The organism is Mesorhizobium sp. LSJC280B00 (genome assembly GCF_000502835.1).
Classification (GTDB): Bacteria; Pseudomonadota; Alphaproteobacteria; order Rhizobiales; family Rhizobiaceae; genus Mesorhizobium.
Map to the genome: position 1 here is coordinate 12,007 of NZ_AYVL01000030.1, position 25,505 is coordinate 37,511.

The 25,505-nt window shown below is 59.3% G+C and carries 22 protein-coding genes, 2 pseudogenes and 1 riboswitch; of the genes and pseudogenes, 8 read left to right on the plus strand and 16 right to left on the minus strand.

Annotated elements, in window-relative coordinates; translation table 11 throughout:
• Positions 1-774: 774 nt before the first annotated feature.
• Positions 775-1,008 carry a hypothetical protein gene (locus X773_RS68200; RefSeq protein WP_245274813.1) on the minus strand — a complete coding sequence of 78 codons (234 nt, stop codon included), beginning with the start codon at positions 1,006-1,008 and terminating at the stop codon, positions 775-777.
• 373 nt (positions 1,009-1,381) lie between these two features.
• Between X773_RS68200 and X773_RS68205 the strand changes: the two genes are divergently transcribed.
• A complete protein-coding gene (locus tag X773_RS68205) occupies positions 1,382-1,594 on the plus strand; it encodes a cold-shock protein (protein WP_023679670.1) in 213 nt (70 codons plus the stop codon).
• A 227-nt stretch (positions 1,595-1,821) separates the two neighbouring features.
• On the opposite strand, the gene X773_RS68210 is transcribed toward X773_RS68205, so the two are convergent.
• Entirely contained in the window at positions 1,822-2,292 is a 471-nt protein-coding gene (locus X773_RS68210) for a MucR family transcriptional regulator (RefSeq protein WP_023679671.1), read from the minus strand.
• Positions 2,293-2,897: 605 nt separating this feature from the next.
• On the opposite strand from X773_RS68210, the gene X773_RS75310 reads away from it, so the two are divergent.
• Entirely contained in the window at positions 2,898-3,146 is a 249-nt protein-coding gene (locus X773_RS75310; protein WP_245274814.1) for a DUF982 domain-containing protein, read from the plus strand.
• 798 nt (positions 3,147-3,944) lie between these two features.
• Positions 3,945-5,000 (plus strand): cytochrome-c peroxidase, encoded by a 1,056-nt coding sequence (locus X773_RS68215; protein WP_023679673.1) that lies wholly within the window; start codon positions 3,945-3,947, stop codon positions 4,998-5,000.
• A gap of 277 nt (positions 5,001-5,277) precedes the next feature.
• On the opposite strand, the gene X773_RS73890 is transcribed toward X773_RS68215, so the two are convergent.
• The 4 genes and pseudogenes from X773_RS73890 to X773_RS68230 all read right to left on the minus strand — a co-directional run bounded on the left by X773_RS73890 (position 5,278) and on the right by X773_RS68230 (position 8,718).
• Positions 5,278-5,799, minus strand: a complete 522-nt coding sequence (locus X773_RS73890; RefSeq protein WP_051406236.1) for a transcriptional regulator — start codon at positions 5,797-5,799, stop codon at positions 5,278-5,280.
• Between the two features lie 376 nt (positions 5,800-6,175).
• Positions 6,176-6,585 (minus strand): annotated as a pseudogene (locus X773_RS78465) (phenylalanine--tRNA ligase beta subunit-related protein); the annotation flags it as partial.
• Positions 6,586-6,969: 384 nt separating this feature from the next.
• The gene (locus X773_RS76765) at positions 6,970-7,122 is read right to left on the minus strand and encodes a hypothetical protein (protein WP_023679675.1); all 153 of its coding nucleotides are present in this window, start codon (positions 7,120-7,122) and stop codon (positions 6,970-6,972) included.
• 90 nt (positions 7,123-7,212) lie between these two features.
• Positions 7,213-8,718 (minus strand): PLP-dependent aminotransferase family protein, encoded by a 1,506-nt coding sequence (locus X773_RS68230; RefSeq protein ID WP_036239353.1) that lies wholly within the window; start codon positions 8,716-8,718, stop codon positions 7,213-7,215.
• A 73-nt stretch (positions 8,719-8,791) separates the two neighbouring features.
• Between X773_RS68230 and X773_RS68235 the strand changes: the two genes are divergently transcribed.
• From X773_RS68235 to X773_RS75315, 3 genes are read left to right on the plus strand one after another with little or no spacing between them, the layout of a single operon-like run.
• Positions 8,792-10,024 carry a PLP-dependent aspartate aminotransferase family protein gene (locus X773_RS68235; RefSeq protein WP_023679677.1) on the plus strand — a complete coding sequence of 411 codons (1,233 nt, stop codon included), beginning with the start codon at positions 8,792-8,794 and terminating at the stop codon, positions 10,022-10,024.
• A 52-nt stretch (positions 10,025-10,076) separates the two neighbouring features.
• A complete protein-coding gene (locus tag X773_RS68240; protein ID WP_023679678.1) occupies positions 10,077-10,979 on the plus strand; it encodes a dihydrodipicolinate synthase family protein in 903 nt (300 codons plus the stop codon).
• A gap of 34 nt (positions 10,980-11,013) precedes the next feature.
• Positions 11,014-11,232, plus strand: coding sequence for an FMN-binding negative transcriptional regulator (locus tag X773_RS75315; RefSeq protein ID WP_245274816.1), 219 nt, complete (start codon positions 11,014-11,016; stop codon positions 11,230-11,232).
• A gap of 97 nt (positions 11,233-11,329) precedes the next feature.
• Here the strand turns inward: X773_RS75315 and metE are convergent, their stop codons facing one another.
• A complete protein-coding gene (metE, locus tag X773_RS68250) occupies positions 11,330-13,675 on the minus strand; it encodes a 5-methyltetrahydropteroyltriglutamate--homocysteine S-methyltransferase (protein WP_031212669.1) in 2,346 nt (781 codons plus the stop codon).
• A gap of 94 nt (positions 13,676-13,769) precedes the next feature.
• Positions 13,770-13,971, minus strand: a riboswitch (cobalamin riboswitch).
• Between the two features lie 677 nt (positions 13,972-14,648).
• On the opposite strand from metE, the gene X773_RS79160 reads away from it, so the two are divergent.
• Positions 14,649-14,780 carry a hypothetical protein gene (locus X773_RS79160; RefSeq protein WP_023679681.1) on the plus strand — a complete coding sequence of 44 codons (132 nt, stop codon included), beginning with the start codon at positions 14,649-14,651 and terminating at the stop codon, positions 14,778-14,780.
• A 317-nt stretch (positions 14,781-15,097) separates the two neighbouring features.
• On the opposite strand, the gene X773_RS68255 is transcribed toward X773_RS79160, so the two are convergent.
• Together X773_RS68255 and X773_RS78470 are read right to left on the minus strand one after the other, a co-directional pair.
• Positions 15,098-15,931, minus strand: a complete 834-nt coding sequence (locus X773_RS68255; protein ID WP_036239355.1) for a helix-turn-helix transcriptional regulator — start codon at positions 15,929-15,931, stop codon at positions 15,098-15,100.
• Positions 15,932-15,975: 44 nt separating this feature from the next.
• Positions 15,976-16,245 (minus strand): MFS transporter, encoded by a 270-nt coding sequence (locus tag X773_RS78470; RefSeq protein WP_245274817.1) that lies wholly within the window; start codon positions 16,243-16,245, stop codon positions 15,976-15,978.
• A gap of 289 nt (positions 16,246-16,534) precedes the next feature.
• On the opposite strand from X773_RS78470, the gene X773_RS68260 reads away from it, so the two are divergent.
• Positions 16,535-17,212, plus strand: coding sequence for a transposase (locus X773_RS68260; protein WP_245274818.1), 678 nt, complete (start codon positions 16,535-16,537; stop codon positions 17,210-17,212).
• 32 nt (positions 17,213-17,244) lie between these two features.
• Here X773_RS68260 and X773_RS68265 read toward each other — a convergent pair.
• From X773_RS68265 to X773_RS68290, 7 genes and pseudogenes are all read right to left on the minus strand, one after another.
• Positions 17,245-18,314: pseudogene (locus tag X773_RS68265) on the minus strand (adenosine kinase).
• Positions 18,315-18,422: 108 nt separating this feature from the next.
• Positions 18,423-19,598 (minus strand): methionine adenosyltransferase, encoded by a 1,176-nt coding sequence (gene metK / locus X773_RS68270; RefSeq protein WP_023679684.1) that lies wholly within the window; start codon positions 19,596-19,598, stop codon positions 18,423-18,425.
• 54 nt (positions 19,599-19,652) lie between these two features.
• Positions 19,653-20,990, minus strand: coding sequence for a serine hydroxymethyltransferase (gene glyA, locus X773_RS68275; RefSeq protein ID WP_023679685.1), 1,338 nt, complete (start codon positions 20,988-20,990; stop codon positions 19,653-19,655).
• 911 nt (positions 20,991-21,901) lie between these two features.
• Entirely contained in the window at positions 21,902-22,726 is an 825-nt protein-coding gene (locus X773_RS68280) for a hypothetical protein (RefSeq protein WP_023679687.1), read from the minus strand.
• A 231-nt stretch (positions 22,727-22,957) separates the two neighbouring features.
• On the minus strand, positions 22,958-23,695 hold the full coding sequence (locus X773_RS68285) for a hypothetical protein (protein ID WP_031212671.1): 738 nt from the start codon (positions 23,693-23,695) through the stop codon (positions 22,958-22,960).
• Positions 23,696-23,732: 37 nt separating this feature from the next.
• On the minus strand, positions 23,733-23,855 hold the full coding sequence (locus X773_RS79165; protein ID WP_023679689.1) for a hypothetical protein: 123 nt from the start codon (positions 23,853-23,855) through the stop codon (positions 23,733-23,735).
• 15 nt (positions 23,856-23,870) lie between these two features.
• Positions 23,871-25,403 carry a Fic family protein gene (locus tag X773_RS68290; RefSeq protein ID WP_023679690.1) on the minus strand — a complete coding sequence of 511 codons (1,533 nt, stop codon included), beginning with the start codon at positions 25,401-25,403 and terminating at the stop codon, positions 23,871-23,873.
• Positions 25,404-25,505: the final 102 nt, after the last annotated feature.

Here is a 25,505-nt window from a genome sequence, read left to right on the forward strand (position 1 = left end):
CGCGACGCCTTGCGGATGACCAAGCATGCACCGTGCCAGATCAGAAAACCGTTCGAGGCAGTGGACAAATCGGGCTCTGCCATGTTGCGCATCCGACATTGTCGGACATCGGACAGGGCCGAACGCGACGCGCGCGGCTGAGAATATCTTCTTCGTTCGGAAGACGATTGGGCGCGCTGCCGGGGAGGGGTATAGGATGCGCTTCGAATGGCCGCTGCACTGACGGTGAGAATGGAGATGTTGGTCGCCGCAGCGGAACCCTGTCCTCGACAGCCAGACCGGGTCGATGCTGAAGGGCAGAGGCGTGAGCAGCCCAGCCAACTCGAGCGCGGAGCCTGCTCGCGCTAGGACGGATCTGATCCAAAAATCGGCAACTTGGGCGACATCGGCGAGGCGCTGGACAACGAAGATCGTAGGACTCGGGCGGGAAAAAACGATGCGGTCGCGCTTCTGGCGTAATGCGCCTGCCGCGAGGCCGTTGAGCCTGATGAGTTGCTGCGCGAAAGGAAAGGGGAGTGTTTGCGCGGGACCTTGGTCAGACGTAAGAAACAACCGTCGAGCTCGCCGTAGAGGGGCATGCAGGCACGTTTGTCGCTGGAGGACAGCAGCACGGAAGCTGTCCGCGCTTGCCGTCGTCGCTGGGTACCAAACAGGAGAATTTGGCGGTCGCGGTCGAATTCATCTGCGTAAATACCGACTGGCTGTGCTCGGTTTGCCGGCGAACAGATTTTGCCTTCTTTGCGGCTGCAAACGCATCCCTGGCGGCGTGGTCCCTTAGGTCAAGAGCATCGGGTGAGTAACAGCCTGATCCTGCTCAATCTGATACGCGCCAACCGCCTCGCCGGATTGTGGAATCCGCTCGCGGGTAGCTTCTACCACAAACAGCAAGGTCATGAAATCAAGTAGGAAGTCGTCGATCGCTTGGGCGATTGTTTCTGACTTGCCCTTGAACTGGTCCAGCAAAACGCGCGCGTTATCGATCGCTTCCACGCTGGTGGCATCGATCAACCCCTCGACCCTCTTGAAACAATCCAATTCGAAACTCCTTCAAGCGCTTGCCAAGCCGTTATGCACGAAGGTAGCTCCGTGAACTACCCGGCCTTTGACCTGGCGGCACGAGCAGCGGTCGGCCTTACGTCCCGTGCCTCCAAGCACCAGCCGTAGACGTGGGGCTGAGGAGCGTTGGAAGGATCCGGGCGCTTCCGGCCACGCTCGAGCGGTAGTGTAGGACAGTGCTTGCTGGCGACTTCGGCCAAAATGGAGTGCGCCAGATGATCGGGGTTTAACAATTTTTCGCTTTTTGCTGCGCCCAAGTCTCGGCTATGAGTCGGGCAGGCCTGATGGCCTGCCCACGTTGCAATTGTTAAGGAGGAACACGTATATGCCGACTGGAACGGTAAAGTGGTTCAACAGCACCAAGGGGTTTGGATTTATCCAGCCCGACAATGGCGGTCCGGATGTTTTCGTCCACATTTCCGCTGTCGAACGCGCGGGCCTCTCGACCCTCGCTGACGGCCAGAAGATCAACTATGAGATCGAGCAGGATCGCCGCACCGGCAAATCCTCCGCTGGCAGCCTCAGCAAAGCTGGTTGAAATTTTCTCCTGCGTCTTGGCAAGAGTGGGCGCGTAGGTCCGGAGGTCCTCACGGCCGCTCGATAGGAGCGAGCAAAAACTGAGGGCAGCAGATTGCTGCAGGCGTCGCGAATTCCTCATGAAACAAAGTTGTTTGAAAGGAAGGCGGGGTTGGCCCCGCCTTTTTATATGACGCGCAGATTAAGCCGATGGCTGCAACGCTCCAGAACGAATCTCAATTGCCGAAATCAAGCCGCGACCTTCTTGCGGGTTCGCTTCGTGGGCGCCGGCTCCGGCGCTTCCGGCGCTTTCGGTTTGCGGCCGAGCCCCATTGTCTTGGCCAATGACGAGCGCGCCGCGGCGTAGTTCGGCGCGACCATGGGATAATCCGCCGGCAGGCCCCATTTGGCCCGATATCCATCCGGCGTCAGCCCATAGTGGGTCGACAGATGGCGCTTTAACGATTTGAATTTCTTCCCGTCTTCAAGGGAGATGATGTAGTCCGGTGTCACCGACTTCCTGATCGGGACTGCAGGCGTAAGGGCAACCGGCTCTTTTGCAGAGACACCTTCCGCCGTCCCTTTCAGAGCCGCGTGCACTTGGCCGATGAGGGCAGGGAGATCCCCCACCGGGATCGGATTGTTGGAGACATAGGCTGAGACGACATCGGCCGTGAGCTCGATGAGGGTGTCGATGTTTTTTTCGGCTTCTTCTGTCATGAAACTCTCCAGGCGGCGTGAAACACAGTCGGCGAAGCGTCGCTTCATAGTGGCGGTCGCCGCTGAAAGCAACCAAGGTCTCGACAGGATTATTGCGATGCTCGTCCAGCAGCGAGATCTATAGCGCGGTATCGCGCCGTCATGACCGTTGATGCGTTCCATTGTTGGCGACCTGCCGCGGTGCTTGCGCATTTTCAGGCGCGTCTCGGCCGTAAGCTTTGCGCCAGACGACCAGTAATCTCGAAACGAAGCGGGCTGTTTCTGTTCGCCATCCTCTCTTTGGCTGTGAAGTCGGTGGCAGAGCAGTGGCCGCTTCCTGGTGGCGCGTGGAGGAACTATCAAGCGTTGATTCGCAATGGTCGAAACGATGTAGATTCATCCGGTGAGCCGCTCTCGCAGCAGGATGTTAGGGATTGGCCCGCTGGTAAACCGAGGACATCACGCCGCTGCTTTGCTATTGAACCGCTATCGCGGTGACAACACATTCCGCAATGGTGGGCGGGTGTAGAGGAGGCGCCTGTTCACGCAAAATAAGCAGGTCGGGAGGAACGAATGAGCTCAGGAACTTTCAGCAGCCCACTTTCGTAAGGCGTGCAGCGCACATCGTGCAAGAGATTGCCCGTCCTGCGGATGCTATCGATTTTCTCAACGAATGGCCACAAGATCGCAGAGACCGGATCCACGAAGCCGCCCTCAGGGCGTGCTTTGATGCATACAACGGAAGAAAACCTGCGAGCGCAGCGCGCAAGAGTTTTTTCCGCTTTGCGAAACAGGTCGTCATATTGGAAGATGCAACCTCCGCGATGCAATGGCTCGCTGCCTGCATGTCGGACAGTGGAAAAGCGCAAGTATAGGCGTCGCAGTCGTGTGAGGCTGGAGCGGGTAGGCCGACGAGGTTATTGTATCCAGATTTCGCCGGCATCTGGAGCGTACTATAGCGAACAAACAATATTTTGCGCCCTATGGCGATATTAATCATCTTGTTGTATTTGTAAATCAGCTTCTCGCGGCAGGACTGCAATGTTTTCGATGTGAAACCACTGCGTGGGACTTGGTTCTCTCAAATTCATGATGGTAAATTACCGTGTAATGATTGCAAAGCAGTTGTCCCATCGAAGCAAGATGATAAACGAAGCCAAAATTGTGCTCCGTCGTCTGCCAATATTCGCTCTATGGAGGCCTACAAGCTAATTAAAACAGCTACTCGGGCGCCTCTGAAATTCGTGTAATTCTGCTCACCCCAAACGGCCCTCTACAGTCGAAATAAGATCGTCCCGCAAAGGTGCTACAAGACACTATCGCGGATCGATTTGGGCCAAGGTCGATCTGGCGAAGGCAGGCGGAAGTCGAGCAGGACCTGCTGCGGAACAGATAACCGGCCCCAAACCGAATCCGACACGGTGGCCCCGATTTCTTCATAGTTGAAGGCGCAGAGAGAACCGGAGCACGGCTCCGGCGCCGCCGCTTGCCGAGCAGCGATCCTCCGCCTCCCAAAATCCAATCGAGAAGAGCGTTCAATTCCGGGACGGTCCAAGCTCTGCCGCAAAAACAGGTGTCAGACCCCCGGTCCTCTCCCGCAACTGATCTAGCGCAGGGCGTTCATGAGCCGCATATCCCAGAGTGGCTGCGTGCACGACGCAGCGAGATCATTTATGAAAATCCTATTCAGTACGATGGCTGTCCCCTTGCTGACGGCCACCGCCTTTGCTGCGGATTCGATCCCCGCAGACCTCAGAGAAACGGCAATGGCCACTTTCAAGGCTTTGCCACCCACCACGCCGGCAGTCGCCAACAACCCGATCACCCCGGAAAAGATCGCTCTCGGCAAGGCACTGTTCTTCGATCCACGCGTCTCTGCGTCAGGCGTCTTGTCGTGCAACTCGTGCCACAACCTGGCCACCGGCGGCGACGACAATCACGAAACCTCGATCGGCCATGGTTGGCAGAAGGGACAGCGCAACGCGCCGACTGTACTGAACGCTGTCTTCAACATCGCCCAGTTCTGGGATGGTCGTGCCGAAGACCTGAAGGCTCAGGCGAAGGGACCGGTCCAAGCCGGGATCGAAATGGCCAATACACCGGGCCAAGTCATCACCACGCTCAAGTCCATGCCGCAATATGTCGAGTGGTTCGATGCAGCTTTTCCGGCTGAAGCCGATCGGGTCACCTTCGACAACCTCGCCAAGGCAATCGAAGCCTTCGAGGCGACACTGGTCACGCCGGCCCCCTTCGACAGTTTCCTGAATGGCGATGACGCCGCCATGACTTCCGAACAGAAACAGGGCCTGGCGCTTTTCATGGACAAAGGCTGCTCGTCCTGCCATGGCGGTATCAACGTTGGTGGGCAAGCCTATTACCCATTCGGCCTCGTGGAACAGCCCAGCGCCGAGGTCCTGCCGGAAAAAGACAAGGGCCGATTTGCGGTCACCAATGCAGCCGACGATTCCTATGTTTTCCGCGTGGCGCCGCTGCGCAACGTTGCACTCACCGCGCCATACTTTCATTCGGGCAAGGTTTGGGATCTGAAACAGGCCGTTGCCATCATGGGAACCACCCAGCTTGGCGTGGTACTGGCGGACGAAGAAGTCGACCTGCTTGTTGCCTTCCTCAACTCGCTGACCGGAAAGGCACCCGAGGTCGCCTATCCCATCTTACCCGCCGAAACGGCGACAACACCCCGGCCTATAACGCAGATCTTAGGAAAATAAACGGCCGGCTGACTGCGGAACATCGCAATTGACAATGATTGCGACTTTTACTGGACGAGACGAGTCGCGACGTCCATGAGAACGCAAATGGCTCGTTTCCAAAGTGCAGACACTGCTTCCGTCACCAGCTCGTTGCGATGGAATCATGTTTGGGATCTGGCGTGCGACATGCCAAGGAAGGCGTCTGACGCATGAGGCTCGCGCGCTGTCGATACCGCGCGGCGGCCGGCCATCGCGCTGGCGGCCGAATTGCCGCGCGCCGAAGTGATCGGCCCCCTTAGGGCGAAGGGGCAGCCACTCCGTCCTCCATGTCCAGCGATTCTTCGACTGCTTCCGGATTCCGGGCGATGGTCCAAAGGAGAGTATTCGCCGCTGCATCCGGTTTCGAGCGACCTTGCTCCCAGTTTCGAAGCGTTGCCAGATCGAGGCCATACCTCACGGAGAATGCCTCCTGAGAGAGCTTCGTGCGATCCCGGACTTCGCGAACACTTATCGGCCGCGGCGCATGAACCTTCGCGATCACGCCTGCGGACGACAGTTCATTCTTCAGTGCCAATAGGTCGTCGACGCAAGGAACCGTCACGAACGCCTTGCCGTGATCGACCATCTCCGTGAGTATCGCGTGGGCCGTCCTGAGCGGCAGCTGTCTCTTAACGAGAATCCGGGCGGCCTCAGGAGTATTCGCGCCGTGAAGAAAACTGAGGCTCAGCCGGACGGGAGAGCCTGACGACACCGGGACGACGTCCCGGGTTCGCACCCGTTGTCCGTACCGCTCCATGAATTTCGATGTAGTCGACATTAAGCTTCTCCGCGATCACTCGACCGAGCTTGCGCAATTTGGACCATCCCCACTGGAGGCATCGCGATAAAAGTACGCCAAACAACGCTAAGGGAGAACAAGCAGTGATCTGATTTCGTTCGACGCTCGTTTTCGAGAGCCGTTCTGGGTCGTTCGCAATCAACTGTGTAGGCCAGCGGAGCGAGCAAGGAGCGCCAGATCCGGACAGGGCTGAGTGGGGTGTTTCTCCGAAAGATGGGGCCATGCCCTAAGGAACACGAGATGTAGTGGACTCGTCGATCCGCGCGGTTTCGATTCGCGCACCCGGGCACAACGCTTGGATAAGTCCCATCAGATGCTCTCCGGTGGCCGTCATCTGTTTAGCTGACATTGGGCCGAGGGCTTCCAGCACGAGCCACATGGCGCGGGTATCGACCGTGACCATGGTGCGCCGCCCCTGCCGCCAGTTCCAGCGGCGGCACGTGACACCGGCATCATCGCACCAGATGACTTCGCCCGGTTCAGGATGCTCGGTTACCATTTCACCTTGCTCGATCGTGTCGAATGGCTCCGCTCCCTTCGCAATTAAAAGTCTCGGGACCCCCTGGTAGAGATCGAGATCCTCCCCGCCAATCGGAACGCCATACAACACGCTGACGGCATTGTAGGCATCAACCAGTGGGGATATCCGCGGGAGAGAGCCATCTTTCCGCACCCGCTTGAGAAGCGCGGCGGCCGAGCACGGCGTTCGATTGGCCTTGTGCCGAAAGCCTCGTAGGCAACGGCCCACGCCGCAAGATGCGCGTCCCTTTGGGCGTCATCGCGAAGCGCCGCCTGTTCCGCCGCCGCAATCGTGTCGTTCAACGCCTGTGCATCCGGCACGTCGATTTCAGCGTTCCGCACCACAATGCTGATCAGATGAAAATCCCGGTAGCGGGCCTTGATCTCGGGGCAATCAATGGCGTGAAAGACATGGGATGCTCTTTTCTCATGGGGAGGCTTTGCGCTGGGCGGGTGGTTCGGGAAATGTTTGAAGAAAGGTGCTTGTCGAGCGTCCAGATCTTCTGGCATCGGCATGGTGCATGCCGCACCATGCGCTGGATAATTCCATCATTCGGCCGTGGACAAGGCCTGGTAGAGATCGTCGATTATCTCTTGCGGGTGCTCGAGCCCGCCTCGGCCGGCAACAAGCTACGCCTCCGCCAGATCCTCCATTTCATAAAAGGCAGCGGGCGCGATATGGATGTGAAGCAGCTTTCCTTGCCGGTTATGCATCGCTCTCGGAAATTCGTCTCGCACGAAAATCTGCCGCCAAACTGGCCTGATCAACAGCACCAGTTGCATAGCGTTTTCCCAGTCCAGTTTGACTTTGCAACGAAATGCGGTTCAGCCCAAGGGTCGGTTTCCTCGCCAGCACGCCACGTCCCCGCCGTTTTAGCCACCGTGTCCCGGCAACGCGTCTTGCACCTGCTTGATAACCGCTCGCAGGATCTCAACGCCCTTCTCGATTTGCCGAATGCTCAAGGCGGCATAGCCCATGACAAGCCCCACGCGATCGATGTGGCCTTCGTCCGATTGCCGCTCGTAGAGGGGCGAGATCAGGTGCAGCCCCAGGCCCGCGCGTCGGGCGGCTTCGACCAGTGCCGGTTCCTGCGATCGTGGCAGGTCTTTGAACCAAACGGCGACGTGCAGACCGGCCTCTGCTCCCTGGACAGCGATGCGATCTCCGAAGCTGCGCCGCAAGGCGCCCAACAACGTCCCCCGACGCTCGCCGTTCAGCCTGCGCACGCGCCGCACATGGCTTTCGTAGCCGCCACTTTCGATCAAACAGGCCAGAGCCTCCTGTTCAGCCACCGGCGAATGCCGGTCCGCGAATTGTTTGGCGGTTGCGAAGACCTCCTGCAATTCCGGCGGGACGACGAGGTAGCCGATACGCAGCATCGGCGAGAGCGTTTTGGAGATCGTGCCGAGGTAGATGACAGCCCCGTGGTCCTCGAGACTGTGCAGCGGAGGGACCGGATTGATGTCGTAGCGATATTCGCTGTCGTAGTCGTCCTCGATCACATAGGCGTTGTTGTGCCGCGCCCATTCCAGAAGCTGATGGCGGCGCGCGATCGGCATGACGCCGCCCAGCGGAAACTGATGCGATGGCGTGACATAGGCCAGTCGTGCCCCGATCCCCGCCAGCAACTCCGTCTTCATCCCGTCCTCGTCGACGGTGACCGGGACGGGCGAGGCACCCGTACTGGCAAAGACCTGACGCGCCATCCTATAGCACGGGTCCTCGATGACGAAGCGGTCGGCGGGATCGAGAAGCAGGCGAGCGCACAGATCTAGGCCCTGCTGCGAACCGTTGATGATGATGATCTGCTCGAGGTCGCAGCTCAGGGTTCGGGCGCGCCAGAGATAGCCCTGGAGCGCCTGGCGCAGCCGGCGCGAGCCGCGAGGATCGTCATAGGCAAGACGCAACGGGCGCTGCCCCATCGCCTTGCTCATCGCACGTTTCCAGACCAATGCGGGGAAGTCTGACGGCGCCAGGTCGCCATAGCGGAAATCGACCTTCAGCCCAGTCGGCAGATAATCCGGCCAGGGCGGCGTGACGCGCAGTCGTTCGCCATAGGCGGACAGATGAATCGGGCCGACTCGTTTCGCGACAGTGCGGCTCGTCTCAGGACCGATCAGCGAAGATGCAACGCGAGGTCGTGCGCCTTGACGGACTTCGATGAAACCTTCCGCAGCCAGTTGCTCATAGGCGACCGTCACCGTCGTTCGCGAAACCCCAAGGTCATTTGCGAGGCCTCGGGAGGACGGCAGCTGACTGCCGGTTTCATAGACGCCGCCGAGGATCTGCTCGCGAAGAGCCTCGTAGATCTGGCGTGCACCCATCGCGTGCGAGCGACCTGCAGAACCGGCACTTGAAGACTGGACCATTTCATTCATCGCTAACTGGATATTTCACATTGGCCAGTTTGCCGTCAATCTTTCGGAAACCCAAGAAAGATCTAGAGGCCGAATGACCCGTTCCTATCAATCCGAAACCGATGCTCTCACGCGGTCGCTCAACGACACCGGTCCCGGATTCGCCACTCGGGCGATCCATCATGGCTACGATCCCGCCGGCTTTTCCAATGCCGTTCAGCCGCCAGTCTTCTTGACCTCGACCTATGGATTCGAAAGCGTGGCAGCGAACGAGGCCGCCGCCGCGCTTGGCGGAAGGCTCTATGCGCGCGAATACAATCCGACGACGGCGATCCTCGAACAACGGCTCGCCAATCTGGAAGGAGCCGAGGCAGGTCTGGTCGTTGCCTCGGGGATGGCGGCTTTCGGGACGCTGATCCTGTCGCTCCTGTCCCAAGGCGATGAACTCATCGTCCACAAGACGCTTTATGTGAACACGCTTGCCATGGTCGAACAGGCGGTCCCCCGCTTCGGCATCAAGGTCGTCGCGGTCGACCTGTCCGATCCTCACAATCTCGATGCCGCGATTACCGAGCGGACCCGGCTTGTTTTCTTCGAGACGCCGGTGAATCCGCTGAGCCGCATCTGCGACATCGCTGCCATTGCCGAGCGCGCCCACGCGCGCGGTGTAAAGGTTGCAGTCGACAGCACCTTCGCCTCCCCCGCGCTCCAGCGGCCGCTCGAACATGGGGCAGACCTCGTGCTCCACTCGCTGACCAAATACATCAATGGGCACGGCGATGCCCTTGGCGGGGCGATTCTCGGCGACGCGCAAACGCTCCGCACGCTGCACGAAACGGGCCTGCGCTACATCACCGGCGCAGCGCTCTCGCCCATGTCAGCCTTCCTGATCCTGCGCGGTCTGAAGACGCTCACGCTGCGCATGGAACGGCACAGCGCCACTGCCCTTGCGGTGGCTCAGGCGCTCGAGGCGCACCCGGCGGTGGCATGGGTGAGTTATCCCTTCCTCGACTCGCACCCTGATCAGGTGACGGCGCGAAAGCAGATGTCCCAAGGGTCGGGCATGTTGGCCTTTGGCCTCCACGCTGGGTTCGAGGGCGCGCGGCGGATGATGGACCGGCTCAACCTGATCACCCGGGCTGTCAGCCTCGGCGATGCCGACAGTCTCATCTATCATCCGGCAAGCCTGACCCGTGCTCGTCAGCCGATCCGCAAGGATGCGCATCTGGCCGATGGAGTCGGCGAGGACCTCATGCGTCTCTCGGTGGGCCTTGAAGACGCCGATGACCTGATCGCCGACCTGCGGCGGGCTCTGGACGCCTTGTGATGACCTGTCGTCCGGCCAGTCCTGCGCTCACGCACAAACCTGGAGCCTTGCCATGGCATTCCTGAGCGGTCTTTCCGCGTTTCCCATCACGCCCGCCGATCGTGACGGCCGCGTCGATACCGTTGCTCTGCGCAGGCTGATTGCTCGGCTTGGCGCCGCTCAGGTCGACTCCATCGGTCTTCTCGGCAGCACCGGCACCTACATGTATCTGTCGCGCGAGGAACGGCGACGGACGCTCGCCGAGACCTTGGACGAAATCGCCGGGCGAACGCCGGTCGTGGTGGGTGTGGGCGCGTTGCGCACCGATGAAGCAGTGAGGTTCGCGCAGGACGCCAAGGCCCTTGGAGCTGCCGCGGGGCTGCTTGCGGCCGCCTCCTACACCCCGCTCACTGAGGACGAGGTGTTCGAACATTTCTCGACGGTGGCGTGCGAGAGCGGCCTGCCGATCGTCGTCTACGACAATCCAGGAACGACGCATTTCCATTTCACCCCAGCACTCATCAGCCGCCTGGCAAAGGTGGGTGGGATTGTCGCTATCAAGAATCCGACAGACAAGGGCGATGCGATCAAGAGCCATCTGGCCGACCAGAGGCGCACTGTGCCGGAAGGGTTCTCGATCGGCTACAGCGGCGACTGGAACGCTGCAGAGGCCATGATCGCCGGCGCCGACACATGGTACAGCGTCCTCGCCGGCTTCCTGCCCGAGGTCTGCGTGAAGATCGTCACGGCGGCGCAACAGGGCGATGCGGCCGAAGCGCGACGGATCGATGCCACGCTTGCGCCGCTCTGGAGCCTCTTCAAGGAGTTCTCGAGCCTTCGCGTCGTCTATGCACTTGCCGAATTGCTCGACATTTGCCGTGCCGACCCCCCGCGTCCCATCCTGCCTCTGCCCTCAGCAGCGAAGCGCCAGATCGCCGCCGCGTTGGAACGCTTGCCATCGGATGCCAGCCGGTGAACAGCGAACCCGGCGGCCAGTGAAGGAACCTGTCATGTATGTACCCGCGCATTTCGATGAACCGAGCCGAGAAGTCCTTTACGAACTGATCGAGAACAGCGCACTTGGCATGCTGATAACCCATGGCCGGAGCGGTCTCGACGCCAATCAAATCCCCTTCGACCTCGACACGTCACAGGGAGAAAACGGTTCCCTTTATTCCTGCGCGATTAGTACACGTGCCGAAGGAAAGGGCACTTTCTCGCTCGAGTGACTTATTTCAAAGAATGTGATCGCGTTTTGGCACATTCACGGCCCACATGCGGCAGCCGCTAACTCACCACATGGTGAGCAACCAGGAAACCTCCGGCCTACACTTTCTCCCGGAGCGCGCGTGCTGCAGCAACCATGTTCATGAGGGCAGGGCGGACCTCCTCCCACTTGCGGGTTTTGAGGCCACAGTCCGGGTTTACCCACAGTTGGGCATCGGACAGTCGCTCGCGGGCAAGCATGACGAGATCCGAAATCTCGCCGACTTCCGGGACCCGTGGTGAGTGAATGTCGTAGACTCCGGGCCCGATTTCATTCGGATATTTGGAGCTCGTGAAGGCGTCCAGCAGTTCCATTTTCGAGCGCGACGTCTCAATCGAAATGACATCCGCATCCATTTCAGCGATCGCGTCGATGATCTCGTTGAACTCCGAATAGCACATGTGGGTATGGATTTGAGTCGCGTCCTTTACACCCGTTGAAGCGATCCGGAAGCAATCGACAGCCCAGTCGAGATAGTCGTTCCAATCAGACTGGCGCAGTGGCAATCCTTCGCGAAACGCGGCCTCATCGATCTGGATCATCCTTGCGCCGGACCATTCGAGATCCGTCACTTCGTCGCGGATGGCGAGCGCGATCTGGCGGCATGCTTCGGAGCGGGGTACGTCGTCGCGAACAAATGACCAGTTGAGAATGGTCACTGGGCCTGTGAGCATTCCCTTCACAGGGTTTTCCGTAAGCGACTGGGCGAACTGCCACCAGCGCAGCGTCATCGGATTGGGCCTCGATACGTCGCCGAAGATGATGGGGGGACGCACGTAACGCGACCCATAGCTCTGCACCCAGGCATGCTGGGTGAAGGCGAAGCCGGACAGCTGCTCGCCGAAATGCTGTACCATGTCGTTTCGTTCGAACTCACCGTGCACCAGCACGTCCAGCCCGATATCTTCCTGCCAGCGAATTGCAGCCTCGATCTCCTTCTTCAGGAAGGTCTCGTAGTCGACATAGCTCAGCTGGCCCTTCGCATGAGCGGCCCGCGCCCTTCGTACCTGCGGCGTCTGCGGGAAGGACCCGATGGTCGTCGTCGGGAACGGCGGCAGCCCGAGCGTGCCGGCCTGGACTCTGGAGCGCTCGGCAAAAGCGCTCTCTCGTCGCTTCATGCTGTCGTCAATGCTGGCGATCCGCCCCTCAACCAGCGGGTCATGGATCTTCGTGGATGTCACGCGAGTGGCGGCAGCCTCGGCAGACGCTTTCAACGCGCCTGCCACCGCATCCCTGCCTTGGGACAGGGCCCGGGCAAGCAACACCAACTCGTCGGTCTTCTGGGCCGCGAAGGCGAGCCACGACCTGATGTCCGCGTCGAGTTCCGTCTCCATGCGGAGGTCGATCGGCACATGCAGCATCGAGCAAGAAGGCGCGATCTCGACGCGGTCCAAGGGCCAGCCGGCGACGATCGGTTTGATGCGGTCGAGAATGGCGGGCAGGTTCGCACGCCAGACGTTGCGGCCATCGATCAAGCCAAGCGAGAGCACCAGATCCTTCGGTGCGAGCCGACCCACCGTTTCCAGCTGCTCGGGAGCGCGCACGAGATCAATATGCAGCCCGGCCAGGGGCAGAGAAACCGCGGTTTCGAGATTGTCTCCCAGCGGCCCGAAATAGGTAGCCAGCATGATCTTCAGCTCGGGCGCGGCTTTCGACAGCTGGCCATAGGCGAATTCGAACGCAGCTCGTTCGTTCGGGTTCAGATCGAGGACAAGCGCTGGCTCATCGATCTGCACCCAGTCGGCTCCAGACAGCTTCAGCCTCTGCAGGAGTTGCTCGTAGACGGGCAGCAGCCGCGGCAGGAGCGCGATGGGATCGAATCCTTCGGCAGGCGATTTCGCCAGCTTGAGGAAGGTGATCGGTCCAAGGATGACTGGGCGTGTGTGAACGCCGAGAGCTTTAGCCTCGATGAAGTAATCGACCGGTTTCGTCGACGAGAGAGCGAACGTTTGATCATCGTTGAGTTCCGGCACAATGTAGTGATAGTTGGTGTCAAACCACTTGGTCATTTCCATCGCGGTTACATCAGACCGATGAGCCGCCTGCTGGTGACCAGCGTGTCGACAATCCTCCGTCTGACCCTGGTTGCCCCGCGCCATTGCGAAGTAGATGTCAAGTGGAACCTCGCCGCTATTCCAGCCGTAACGGGATGGAACGGCGCCGACCATGGCTGCGGTGTCGAGCACATGGTCGTAGAGCGAGAAGTCGTTCGACGGGATTTTCGACACGCCGCGATCGTGCTGCTCCTCCCAGCTAGCGGCACGGAGCGCCTTCGCGGTCGTGAGAAGGTCGGCAGCGGACGATTTTCCGGACCAGTAGCTTTCAAGCGCGAATTTCAGTTCTCGCCGACGACCGAAGCGGGGCACGCCGAGCGTTGCTACAGGAATTTGCTGAGAGATAGTCATGCCAGACCCCGATGGTTGGGGCGTCGGTGACAAGGAAGGCGCTAGCAGGCCGGCACGAACGCCAGGCTGCAGCGGCCACCGAGACACCCCGCCCGTGGACGTAATTCGCCGTGGCAGGTCTCCTGGCTCGCGGGGTCATAGCCTCTACCCGTCTTCCCAAGGCTATTCGCCTCAGTGACATGAGTGGGGTTGGCTCGCCGCTAACAGTTGCGGGGGCAGCGCCGGCATCGCACCGGCTTCCCTCTTAGCTCCGCTGCGGCAGCGCCGTACGGAGAACCACGACGCGGGAGACAATTACAGCAGTTCGCTTCATTGTCAACGCCGCATAAAGAAATGTTTATGTCGTTATGTTAAATTTCCGTTGGCATGTTCCAAAGGTCGCCTCGAAAGCGAAAACTGTGGAAGCCTTGAGCGGCCGGTAAATCAAAGCAATGACGCACGGCGCCCTTGTCCAGGAGGATAGGAGTTCGTCGGCTGCCGGCAGCAAACATACCGGCAAGCGCCGTGGTGCTGCTTAGCGCATCACGCGAACCACCTCGGCGTCGAACTTCGGCTCCGAGGTTCCGACCGCTTCGTTGGTGATCTGCTCGCGATCATATTCGGCTCAATGGCGAGGCTGTTGCCCATGTGGAAGCTGTTGGCCGTGATGCCCTCGGTGATATGACACAACGATTTCGGGGGGAGCACACCGAGGCCAGGCGCAGCGGCGTGTTGCGAAGTGATCGAGGCCAATGTCTCGAACTGCTTGTTCGCAGCCCACCGGCTCAAGGTAACCCGGCTCAAACCACCGGGCTAGCTCAAGTCCTGTCCAAATGAGGCCTGAGCGGCAAATCGTCGTGCACGCGCACGGTTTGGCGTTCGATCTTGTGATGCGTCTTGGGCGGACAATCGCCACGGTGCAGCGCGCAGAAGCGGTCCCCATTGGGAAGCCGAGGGCGGTGAGGGCAAGCCAGCGCCACAGGCGGAAGGGGACTTGGACCTGTTTGCCCTGCTGGACCACAAGTTCGCGACACAGGGCCTCAAGGAGAAGACCAAGAGTGATTATGCGCGGGACCTCGCCAAATTCATCAAAAGCAGCGGGCAGTCAAAGTTCGGCGCCGATTGACATGGAGATAGCCATCGCGGCGGACCGCCCAGGCGGACCGCAAGCCGGAATACAACCGGGTGCAGGCGGCCAAGCTCGTCCACAAGATGGCGTCGGGCACACACCGGCGATGGGAGAGCGGACCGTGGAGTGCAGGAACTTCACGCCTATCCACGCTCCCGTGGACGTGTCCTGCGACACATCGGCAGCGATATTGAGGAGGCAGTTGAGCTTCTGGTCGAGCACTCTTACCTGCCACTACCTACGCTTAACGTCATCTCGTACTGAAAACGCACCACGCAAGGTCGAGATGTAACATGCGCCCTTCGTGGATGGTTCTAAGCTTCCTCGGGCGCGGTCAATCTGTGATAACGGTCGCTTGGAACCTCCATCACCGCGACGCGATCAAGGTTGGCGTATCGCGCTCGGTAGTAACCTTCTTCCTCCACTTCGGCGAAACTACACTGGGGAACGTCAAAGGTCGCAGCTTCCAATCCGAAGAAAGTCGTAGCGGTTTCTTCATCCAAGAAGTTCCACTCATCTTCTCCGTCGTCATATGTGACGCGAACATAGGAGGCCATGCGCACGGCTTCCTGATCACCCATCTCTGCGATGATGGCATCGCATTCTTTCTTCAGCTTTCCTGAAACCTCACCCTTATCCCAGTCATCCAAAGCCCGATAGATTTCTGGATGATAATACCCTGGCATCTCCTCTACATCGTCACCGATGAGCTCAATGGTGCGGACATATTGCGGATTTATCAAGAGTATTTTGTTGTCAAGGCTCCAACAATACAGCCATGGCCTGCTAGTGTTATTTCTACGCAGATTATGAAGTTCCTTCAACTGACGTAAAATCGATTCACGCGCCTTTTCATCGATAGGATATTGGCGGCTGCCAACAGTCGTCTTGATTCTGAGCGTGCCGTATCGCGTTTCGGCATCGGCAATTGCAAACGGGCTCGTGCGCCACTCCTCGACATCAATCTTCCAGCCCAGCAGCTCCTCGACCGTGCATTTCAACGTGAGACAAAGGTCCTTGATCTGCTCGACGTTCAACTGCGTTTTGCCTGTTTCCCAACGGGCCACAGTCTGTTGCGTCGTTGCCATCTGCTCTGCCAAATCTTTTTGAGTCATGCCCAGTCGAACCCTAAGCTCTTTCATGTTCATAACTCACCTCGCGTGTTCAACACACGCATTGTGGATGAATTAATCTAACACGTCAAGCGTGTTGAAAAATCGCAGCATGTGTTTTTAGGGCGTCTTCGAGGCTCCGGCAGCCGTTCGTGACCACTTGCGCAAGACACAGGGCTGGTACACAGCACGAATGGGCGATCAAAAATTACTGCTGCGATGCTCGTCATCAGCCAAGCTGCCGCCGCACCTTCCACTAGGGTGCCAAGGTTCGAAATGAGTGCAGCCGACCATAGCGAACGGAAGGTCTTGTGCTCAAAAGGAACGAGTGAAGATGTTCTCTTCGCCATTGTGGGAAGCCTCGGGATTGACCGCGGGGCTGGATTTGTTTCGCCTCACTCAACCATGGCCTCGCCGTACAAGCCAAGCTGCCACAGTGCGCGCCTGCTAACCCAGAAAACTTGGCGGCCTTACAGGCATGCGCAGGACGCGCGAAGCCGCTCAAATCTCCCCAGATGGGTCAGCCATCGAAGACCGGCATCACTTGCCCGTTGAGCGGCTATACGATAATGCTCCGCGCTAAGCAGCAAGCGCCAAAAATTCGAGCGGCGACTTCATTCTCCTATTCAGGAAGGAACTATGAGGCGGCAGACGCGACCATTCACCGTGGAAGTCAAACAAAAGCGCAATTATCAAAAATCCGCACGTTCCATCTGGGGCAATTTCGACATCGCCGCGGCGATGGCCGAGACAACAAAGGAAGTCGAGCCGTTAAATCGTCAGCTTGTTGACTCTACTGTAGTGGCCCTTGATGCTGAACCTTTGCAAAAACCGCGAGTGGAGCATTTCATGGCCAATCCCCTGGAAACCGAGTCAGCAGTAGTTCCTAGCGCACCGGCAGACAAAGCGGAAACGCCAAAACCGAAGACGAGAGCGCGGCGGTCGAGGAAGCCAGAAGCTGAGGCGAGCGCGCCTGCCCGCAAGGAGGGCGCCAAGCCGATATCCGCGACCACTGAAGCACCGCCGTCAGCGCGAACAGGCCGAAAGAGCTACTCCGCGAAGGATCGTGCCCAGAAGCTGGCGCAGATCGAGACCTCGATCGGCGGCGGCGCTACTCTCAAGAGCGCGGTGAAGCAAGCCGGCATCTCGGAACAGACATATTATCTTTGGAAGAAGGCGGCGGCGCCGGCGGCGGACAGTGACGGGCTGAAGGATCTCGTCGCGCTCGAGGAAGAAAACAAGCGGCTAAAGAGCCTGCTTGCCGATCGTCTCCGCAAGGAGAATGCGGAACTGAAGAAAAGGCTCGGGCTGGATTAAGGAGGCTGGGCAGCTGGTTCTTGGCTCGCCACCTACAGCAATCCGGCCTGCTCGGCCTCTCTGCGCAGATTCTGCCGTGGCCTTGGGCCTATCTGCTGGATGACCAGCCCGGCTGCCAGCGAGCCGAGGTCGCCGCACTGCTTCAGGCTGCGGCCTTGCGTGTAGCCGTAGAGGAAGCCTGCGGCATAGAGGTCGCCGGCGCCGGTGGTGTCGACCAGCTCGCGGATCCTGGTCGCCTCGATGGTCACGGTCTCGTCGCCGCGCACGATCACCGAGCCCTTTTCCGAGCGGGTGACGGCGGCGATCTTGCAGTCCTTGCGGATCCGCGCCAGCGCCTCGTCGAATGACGCGGTCTGGTAGAGCGACTTGATCTCGTGGCTGTTGGCAAAGACGATGTCGACGGTGCCGGAGCGCATCAGATCGAGGAATTCGTCGCGGTAGCGGTCGACGCAGAACGAATCCGACAATGTCATCGACACTTCGCGCCCGGCGGCGTGGGCGAGCTTAGCCGTCTGCCTGATCGCCTCCTTGGCGCGCGGCGGGTCCCACAGATAACCCTCGAAATAGGTGACCGCGGCGCCCGAGGCCTTGTCGGCCTCGACGTCCTCCGGCCCGAGCTCGACGCAGGCGCCGAGATAGGTGTTCATCGAGCGCTCGCCGTCGGGCGTGACGAAGATCATCGAGCGCCCTGTCGGAGGTTCGCCGTTAAGCGGCCTGGTGTCGAAGGCGACGCCCTGGGCATGGATGTCATGCGCGTAGATTTCGCCGAGCGCGTCGTTGGAGACCTTGCCGAAGAAAGCGGCGCGACCGCCGAAGGAGGCCACGCCCGCCGCCGTGTTGCCGGCGCTGCCGCCCGAGGCTTCAATGGCCGGGCCCATGCGGCTGTAGAGCAGTTCGGCGCGCCTCGTGTCGATCAAATTCATCGCGCCCTTGATGATNCGATGGCCGGGCCCATGCGGCTGTAGAGCAGTTCGGCGCGCCTCGTGTCGATCAAATTCATCGCGCCCTTGATGATGCCGTTGGTCTCCAGGAACGCCTCGTCGCACTGGGCGATGATGTCGACGATGGCGTTTCCGATACAAAGCACGTCATAGTCCGGCATCAATGATGTCTCCGCCAAAAGCCCACCGGCTTTCTGCCATGCCGGCCGCGGGCGGGTCTGGCCAGTGGGAATGGGCTTTGCGCTTGCCAATCCGTTCGGCGCCAGCCCTCACGGGGCGGCAAGTCCTGCCTCGCGACGCAATTCGTCGGCCCTGTCTGTCTTCTCCCAGGTGAAATCAGGCTCTTCACGGCCGAAATGGCCATAGGTCGCGGTCTTGCGGTATATAGGGCGTAAGAGATCAAGCATCTTGATAATGCCCTTCGGTCTGAGATCGAACAACTCAAGAATGAGGCGCTCGATCCTTCTTTCCTCGACCCTCGCTGTTCCGAACGTGTTGACCATGACAGAAACCGGACTGGCCACGCCGATTGCGTAAGCAAGCTGCACCTCGCAGACGTCCGCAAGTCCGCTAGCGACGATATTCTTTGCGACATACCGGGCCGCATAGGCAGCTGAGCGGTCAACCTTGGACGGGTCCTTGCCCGAAAAGGCGCCGCCGCCGTGACGACCCATCCCACCATAGGAATCGACGATGATCTTGCGTCCAGTGAGACCGCAGTCGCCGCGCGGCCCGCCGACTACGAACCTCCCCGTCGGGTTGACCAGAATTCTGATGCCTTCCGTCTCCAGGTGGGTCGGCAGGACAGGCTTTATGATTTCCTCAATGACGCCCTCGCGGACCGTCTCTTGCGAGACCTGCTCGTCATGTTGGGTCGATACGACGATGGTATCAAGGGCGACCGGGCGCAACCCCTCATAGCGCACTGAGACTTGGGATTTCATATCAGGACGCAACCAGCCAAGCTGTCGTGCTTTCCGGACATCTGCCTGTCGTTTCGTCAAGCGATGCGCGAGCTGGATCGGCAAAGGCATCAGGGTATCGGTTTCGCGGCATGCGTAGCCGAACATGAGGCCCTGATCTCCCGCTCCCTGCTGGAGGTCCTGCCCTCGTCCCTCGTCAACGCCCTGGCTAATGTCGGGCGATTGCTCGGTGAGTGCATGAACGACGGAGCAACGCCGGCCGTCAAAGCCGACAGCCTCATCGTCGTATCCAATATCGAGAATCGTATCGCGCGCAACTTGGCTATAATCCACCCGCGCATCGCTAGTAATCTCGCCAGCCACAACGACTATCCCTGATTTTACCAACGCTTCACAGGCGACGCGTGCCTTGGGATCGGTGCGGAGGATGGCGTCGAGGATGGCATCCGAGATGTTGTCGGCCAACTTATCCGGGTGTCCCGCGCCAACCGATTCGGAAGAGAACACGAACTGCCTAGCCATGAAATGCCTCGTTTCGGGTGTTGGAGTTGTATGGTGCATTTTGCTTAGCCCACCTTACCTGTTGGTGATGCCCGGGACCTCGAACGCAGCGCACAAATCGGCAACGTCTCTTCGCACGCAGGCATGGAGATCTTCGTCATCAGGCCGCCGGAGGACGCAGTCAATGAAGCCAGCAATTTGCACCATTTCCACATCGCGCATGCCCATTGACGTCACTGCTGGCGACCCCAGGCGAATTCCGCTTGTGACCGCCGGATCCCGCGGGTCGCCAGGCACCATATTAAAGTTTGTGATGATGCCTGCCTTTGCTAGCCGCTCGGCATAGGCCTTGCCCGATAGTGGTCGATCGCGCAGATCAAGGATCAGCATGTGATTGTCCGTCCCCCCGGTAACCAGGTCATACCCTCGCTCGATCAGTGCCTGTGCAAGAGCCTTGGCATTCTTGACGGTCTGTTGGCCGTAGCTTCGGAAGGACGGGTTCGCGGCTTCGTGCAAGGCAACTGCTAGCGCAGCGATGGCATTCATATGAGGCCCGCCTTGCAGGTGAGGAAAGACCGCCCGGTCTATTCGTCTGGCGAGATTGTATTTGCTCTTTGTATGATACAGGGCCTGATAGCGATCTTCGTTCCTGGACAAAATGAAACCACCGCGGGGACCGCGGATCGATTTGTGGGAGGTGCTGCTGACCACGTCGCAATGGCGCACGGGATTCGGGTGCGCTCCCGCGGCAATCAGTCCGCTGATGTGCGCAATGTCGGCTACGAGATAGGAGTTCGCTTCCAGGGCGATTTCTGCCATTGCCGCGTAGTCAAAGACACGCGGGTAAGCAGTTCCGCCGACCCAAATGAGCCGCGGCCGTTCCCGCTTGGCTGTCTCGCGCAAGCGGTCATAGTCAATCTGCTGTGTCTTTTCATCTAGTCCATAGGGGACGCGTTGATAGTCAGTTCCGGAAAAGTTGATGGCCCAACCATGAGTCAGATGGCCCCCTTCCGGGAGGGGCAAGCCCATGACTTTGTCACCGGGGCTCAAAAGCGCACGATAGACAGCCTGGTTGGCCGGCGAGCCGGAATAAGGCTGGACGTTGGCATGCTCGCTGCCAAATAGTGTTTTCAAGCGCTCAATGGCTAGATTCTCAAGCTCATCAACGATCTCATTTCCAGCGTAGTAGCGCGCACCGGGGTACCCCTCGGCGTACTTGTTCGTGAAAATCGAGCCGTTCGCTTCCAGCACGGCCGAGGACGCAAAGTTCTCTGAGGCGATGAGCTTAAGGGTCGTCCGCTCCTGCCGCTCCTGTCTCAGAAGCAGTTCGTGAACGCGGCAATCAACCGCGGCCAATCGAGGCCGTCCGTAAGTGTCGCGCGGCGCGATGGCGCCGTCGGCGGAGTTGTCCATGGTGGTTTCGCGCTCCAATTGGACTGATCTATTTCACGGTCAAGCATGCGATCCCCTTCGACGGCGCGTCTTGTGTGGCTTCGAGCCGTTGAAGGTCTCGTTTGTGATAGCCATCGCCGCGGGCAGGAGATCAACCAACAGTTGAACCAGCCCGCCGTCCTTACCTCCTGCTTTGAGATGGTACGAGCACCACGGACGTTGTTCGTTGCAGTAAAGAAAGTCGGCTCTGGCCAGCAGCCGGACGTGTCGTACAACGTGCTCACGACGCAGACCCAGAATCTCCGCTAGCTGGCAGACAGTTAGGTCCGCATGCGCGCAAAGGCCTAGGATTCGAAGGCGATCTAGATGCGCTGCCGTCCGAAGGCGACTGACCAGTGTCAGCATTGGTCAGGACCAAGCCACTTGGAAAGCCTGGGCACTCGTCCTACTGAATTTGTCATTTCGCGTTCTCCACAGATGTTGCAGCTTTCGAACGAAATAATATGGTTGCTTGTCCACCGACCGGACAATCTCGGTGGCCGTGAAGATACTGTTTTGAGCCAATATGGCTGTGTCGAACAAACAAGATGGGCGCTGTTCTTGCCATTGCCTTTAGCCGAAATTGCACGCAGTTCGGCGGGTCGGAGAATAAGCTACGGTTCGGACTCCACTGACTCAAACGTTGCAATAAGCCTACCATTCACAGCGAACCGGAGTTGCTAAGAGTCTATGAATTTCCTTGAAGGATCTGTTGCAACGTTTGCGCAGCCCGGTCTTGCTCCGGCTTGCAGCGGTCAATCTCGTGCAGACTGACCGTGATGCAAAAATGAAGGAAGGTTCGCTTTCAATCCGATCTTCTTCCTGGCCAAGTGGTTCGTAGTCTCATAACTGTGGCCTAGACAAAAGCTAGGCTAATCAGCGGTATGATGTCGTTAGCGTGGTTGGGCCACCAGCAGGTCGACGCCAAGATCGACACGCGCAATTTCCCGCGCTACGAGAATGTCAGTGACTGCGCGCTCTTCCTCGGGCGGTCTGGCTGCGCCGTCTAGAATCTGAATGCATCTCGCGCCGACCCGTTCAGCAATGAGCTGTTCGGCTTGCCGCATTGACGGCGAAGCAAGCTCAAGTACGTTTTCGCGCATCTCATGCGCCGCCTCGCCGACTTCCGCAAAACGCTTCTCGGCGAACTGCTCCCTGAAGAGCGCAGCGAGATCATCAAATGTTTGAACTTTGGTGGGCTTGGGTTTCGAGCAAAAATATCCAGTTGCCAGTCCAGGTTTATAGGCAAGGCTGTGCGCTTTGTCGTCTGGCAAGGGCCCAATATCCCCTGGTGAGACGAAAATGGACTGCCGTGCTACGGTTGCTCCATTATAAGAGCGGTCGAAATCGCTGATGTTTGCGATACAAGGAGCCGCATAGAAGACGTTTGACGGATAGCGCGCCTCAAACCGAAGAAGCAGTTCATGCTGACGCGACACATCCCTGCGCATCATCGCAATCCGAAAAAATGGTATCGACAAACCGGGACAATGTCCGCTCGCAACCTCAAAGGCAGTTCCTCGCTTCATCAGCTCCGGAAGCTTGTACTGGAAAAACAGCGGAACCCCTGGGAAATTGATGCGGATGTCAAAGCCAGAATGCCCCTCCTGTATGAGGTTTGGAAAGACCGGCGCGCCTACAGGTGCGGCTGACGATGACCGGATAAGGTTTTCGGTGAAGGCATACCCAAATGAGAACTCCATGTAGCCCACCTTCATTCAATTCTGCTTTCGTGCTGAAGTTTATCCGGGCTCTTTGCCTGCAGCCGAGCAGACTCTATAACAAAAAAACTATGTATACTTGCGATAGTCTGAGTTGTCGATTCCTCGGATAGATATTTAAAGAGCTCACCCACTCTTCTGGCTGCTAGAATGGGAATGGGAAGCTTCTGGTTGATCTGGGTCGAGTTCCAGTTGATTTTGGTAAGCGAAAAAACCTCCTGCGCTATCTCAGCGATTCCCGGCCAGATCGCCGATAAGTTTCGGGCTTCGCGAACATCGCCAGAGTGCGTAGCCGATATCTTCAACCGGGGCGGCGGCTTCTCCCTCGCCAGTGCCGAGCGCGATCATATGCGTTGCGCATTCGGCCAGCGCGCCGTCAAGGCGCCCCGCTTCCGTCGCGCTGCCGTAAAGGTCCAGGAACCACGCCAGCGAATAAGACCAGTCGGCAGGCAAGTCCTGCCCATTGTGATCCCTTGCGACGACGGCCACGACGGCGTTGCGGCCTTCGGGCGTGCGGGGCTCTATCCCAAGGATCGGGTATAATTTGGGTGTCGGCTGCTGAAGGATACGCGCCGGCACGAGCGACAGTGCTTTCTCCAGCGAGGGAGGAAAATCCTCCAGTTCTTCGGCCAGTTCGGCAGCTTCTCTCCTTCGTCCCTCGCGGCGCGCTTCTGCATATTCTGCCGCAACCACGGCAACGGTGCGCTGCGCCCGTTCAGCGGTGCTGGTGGCAATCAGCTCGGCCGGAATGTCACCATCCTTGATCGCCCAGTGCGTACGGTGCTGTTCGAACTGTTGAATGCCCAGCCGGTCCGCAATTCTCAACACCGCTGACCGGTCGAGAAAGGCATGTTTCGGATCGGGCTCGAAGGTGAAGGCCAGTTCGTGTCCGCGCCGAACGATATTGCGTATGCGGCTGTGCCGGACCACGCGCGCGTGCGGGCCTCCCGCCCCGACTTCGTACATCAAAAGCGCCGGGATTTCCTCCAGCCGGCGCAATGTTTCAGGGCGCGAGGTCGATAGCCTCGGCCTCGGCGCCGCTAGATTCCTTGAACCGGTCAATGGTTGACGTGAACGGCGGCGTTTCCCACCACTCGCCGTGGCCCGAGACAAGCAAGTTAAACATGGCACACCACCGACCTCACGCCGCCTTCTCCATAGACCACTTCACCCGTTCGCCGAGAAAGGCGGCGAACGTTTTCACATTCATATTGCCGCTCGCCTCCTCCAGCCCTGCGAGGTAGGCCTTCCGGTCATCGACTCTGACGACTGTCCAGGGGTAACCGCCTGAAGCCAGCATCGCGTTCATGAGGAACCGCGCCATTCGTCCGTTGCCGTCCGGATAGGGGTGCACATAGCCCACAAGCCAATGCCCCAGCACGGCACGCACGGAGGCCTCCTTCTCCGCCTCCAGCAGGTCGAACAGCTCATTCATACCATCGGCCACCGCTTCGGTACGCGGCGGCACGTGCTGCGAGCCGCGCAGGTACACAGGGTGATTGCGATATCCCGCAAGCGCGCTGGCTTTGAGGATGCCGGCGGTCACTGACGGCGCGAACAGCTCCCGGTACCACTCCCGGTGAGTGTCCCGCGTCAACGCGCCGGCTGGCTTGCCGTTGATGATCGCGGCAACAGAGTCTTTGACCTTCTGGAATGCGAGGTAGTAGCCACGCGCGGCAAGCGCATCTCGGTTCTTGCGGTCCTCTTCATCAATCTCCGGATTCCAGCTCCCCTCGCGCACCCGGTCGATGAGTTCCGGGGTGACGCTGTACCCTTCTATCGACAGCGAATGGTAGGCGTCGCTTTCGTAGATATCCTCGACGAACTTCATATAGGCGTCTTTGTCGGACGGCAGTCCGGGTGCCTTCGGGAATATCTCGATGATGGCTTCGCGCTGCGATTGCCAGATCGCGCGCAGGCGGGCGACCAACGGCGGTACGCCCGCCGCAATAGTTGTCACTCCAATTTGTCCCGCGAACGGATCGGATTCGCGCACGTCATAGCCGGCGGCTTTGAAGGCGGCCACGATTTCATCGGCAAAGGAGTCGCGTCCTACGCGACGGAAGGCCCCCGCAAGCCGTCCCGCCACGGCGGAATGGCCGCCATCAAGCAGCAGGGCCAGAACGGTTGATACGTCGCGCACCGACGCCATGGCGATCTGCATCTCGATAGGGGCGCGCTGGAAGAACGCTTCCGGCACCCGGGTAAGGGCGGCCTCGACAGTGAACACGCGCTGGCCGTTTTTCTCTGTCAGTTCGGCCGGCATCTCCTTGACCTTGAGGTCATAGAGCGAAGTGCCGAACAGCAGGTCGATTTTGTTATTCGTGCCTTTGGGGGTGTTCACCACCACCTGAGGCGGAATAGTGGGCGCTTCCGCGTGCAGAAGCAGCGACTGCTCCGGTGAGAGGAACCAGTCCTTGCCGAACCGGTCATTGCAGTAAAGGGAGCAGAACTCCCAGAAGCTCGCGTACCAAGGGGTGGTGTCTTGCTGCCGTGCCTGCGGGCCGGTCGACATGAGCCAGCCTTTGATAACATCGCGCAGGAACCCGTTCTGCAGCAGCCGCTCCCGGTGGACGCGGGTCAGCTCATCTGATTTGAATATGCGCCGCCCACCCTCCTGCAGCTCTTTGAGGACGGCCAGTGATACAGCGAGTTTTTCATGGGGCTTGGCCATGGCCGTGCCTTTGCAAGTTTTTAGAGCTGTGCGACTCCAAGTATATAGTGCTGATAGGCGACAAGTCAATGATGCTGTGGAGTTGCAAGTTTTTTTAGTCGG

What these genes read in the sequence shown, in the direction of transcription:
- X773_RS75315 (WP_245274816.1), top strand. Translation starts at nt 11,014, where the DNA reads ATGTATGTACCCGCGCATTTCGATGAACCGAGCCGAGAAGTCCTTTAC.
- metE (WP_031212669.1), bottom strand. Translation starts at nt 13,675, where the DNA reads ATGACTATCTCTCAGCAAATTCCTGTAGCAACGCTCGGCGTGCCCCGC.
- X773_RS76765 (WP_023679675.1), bottom strand. Translation starts at nt 7,122, where the DNA reads ATGCAACTGGTGCTGTTGATCAGGCCAGTTTGGCGGCAGATTTTCGTG.
- X773_RS68290 (WP_023679690.1), bottom strand. Translation starts at nt 25,403, where the DNA reads ATGGCCAAGCCCCATGAAAAACTCGCTGTATCACTGGCCGTCCTCAAA.
- X773_RS68210 (WP_023679671.1), bottom strand. Translation starts at nt 2,292, where the DNA reads ATGACAGAAGAAGCCGAAAAAAACATCGACACCCTCATCGAGCTCACG.
- X773_RS68215 (WP_023679673.1), top strand. Translation starts at nt 3,945, where the DNA reads ATGAAAATCCTATTCAGTACGATGGCTGTCCCCTTGCTGACGGCCACC.
- X773_RS79165 (WP_023679689.1), bottom strand. Translation starts at nt 23,855, where the DNA reads ATGTTTAACTTGCTTGTCTCGGGCCACGGCGAGTGGTGGGAAACGCCG.
- X773_RS68285 (WP_031212671.1), bottom strand. Translation starts at nt 23,695, where the DNA reads ATGTACGAAGTCGGGGCGGGAGGCCCGCACGCGCGCGTGGTCCGGCAC.
- X773_RS68260 (WP_245274818.1), top strand. Translation starts at nt 16,535, where the DNA reads ATGAGGCGGCAGACGCGACCATTCACCGTGGAAGTCAAACAAAAGCGC.
- X773_RS68280 (WP_023679687.1), bottom strand. Translation starts at nt 22,726, where the DNA reads ATGAAGGTGGGCTACATGGAGTTCTCATTTGGGTATGCCTTCACCGAA.
- X773_RS68205 (WP_023679670.1), top strand. Translation starts at nt 1,382, where the DNA reads ATGCCGACTGGAACGGTAAAGTGGTTCAACAGCACCAAGGGGTTTGGA.
- X773_RS68230 (WP_036239353.1), bottom strand. Translation starts at nt 8,718, where the DNA reads ATGAATGAAATGGTCCAGTCTTCAAGTGCCGGTTCTGCAGGTCGCTCG.
- X773_RS68235 (WP_023679677.1), top strand. Translation starts at nt 8,792, where the DNA reads ATGACCCGTTCCTATCAATCCGAAACCGATGCTCTCACGCGGTCGCTC.
- X773_RS78470 (WP_245274817.1), bottom strand. Translation starts at nt 16,245, where the DNA reads ATGGCGAAGAGAACATCTTCACTCGTTCCTTTTGAGCACAAGACCTTC.
- glyA (WP_023679685.1), bottom strand. Translation starts at nt 20,990, where the DNA reads ATGGACAACTCCGCCGACGGCGCCATCGCGCCGCGCGACACTTACGGA.
- X773_RS68240 (WP_023679678.1), top strand. Translation starts at nt 10,077, where the DNA reads ATGGCATTCCTGAGCGGTCTTTCCGCGTTTCCCATCACGCCCGCCGAT.
- X773_RS73890 (WP_051406236.1), bottom strand. Translation starts at nt 5,799, where the DNA reads ATGTCGACTACATCGAAATTCATGGAGCGGTACGGACAACGGGTGCGA.
- X773_RS68255 (WP_036239355.1), bottom strand. Translation starts at nt 15,931, where the DNA reads ATGAACATGAAAGAGCTTAGGGTTCGACTGGGCATGACTCAAAAAGAT.
- metK (WP_023679684.1), bottom strand. Translation starts at nt 19,598, where the DNA reads ATGGCTAGGCAGTTCGTGTTCTCTTCCGAATCGGTTGGCGCGGGACAC.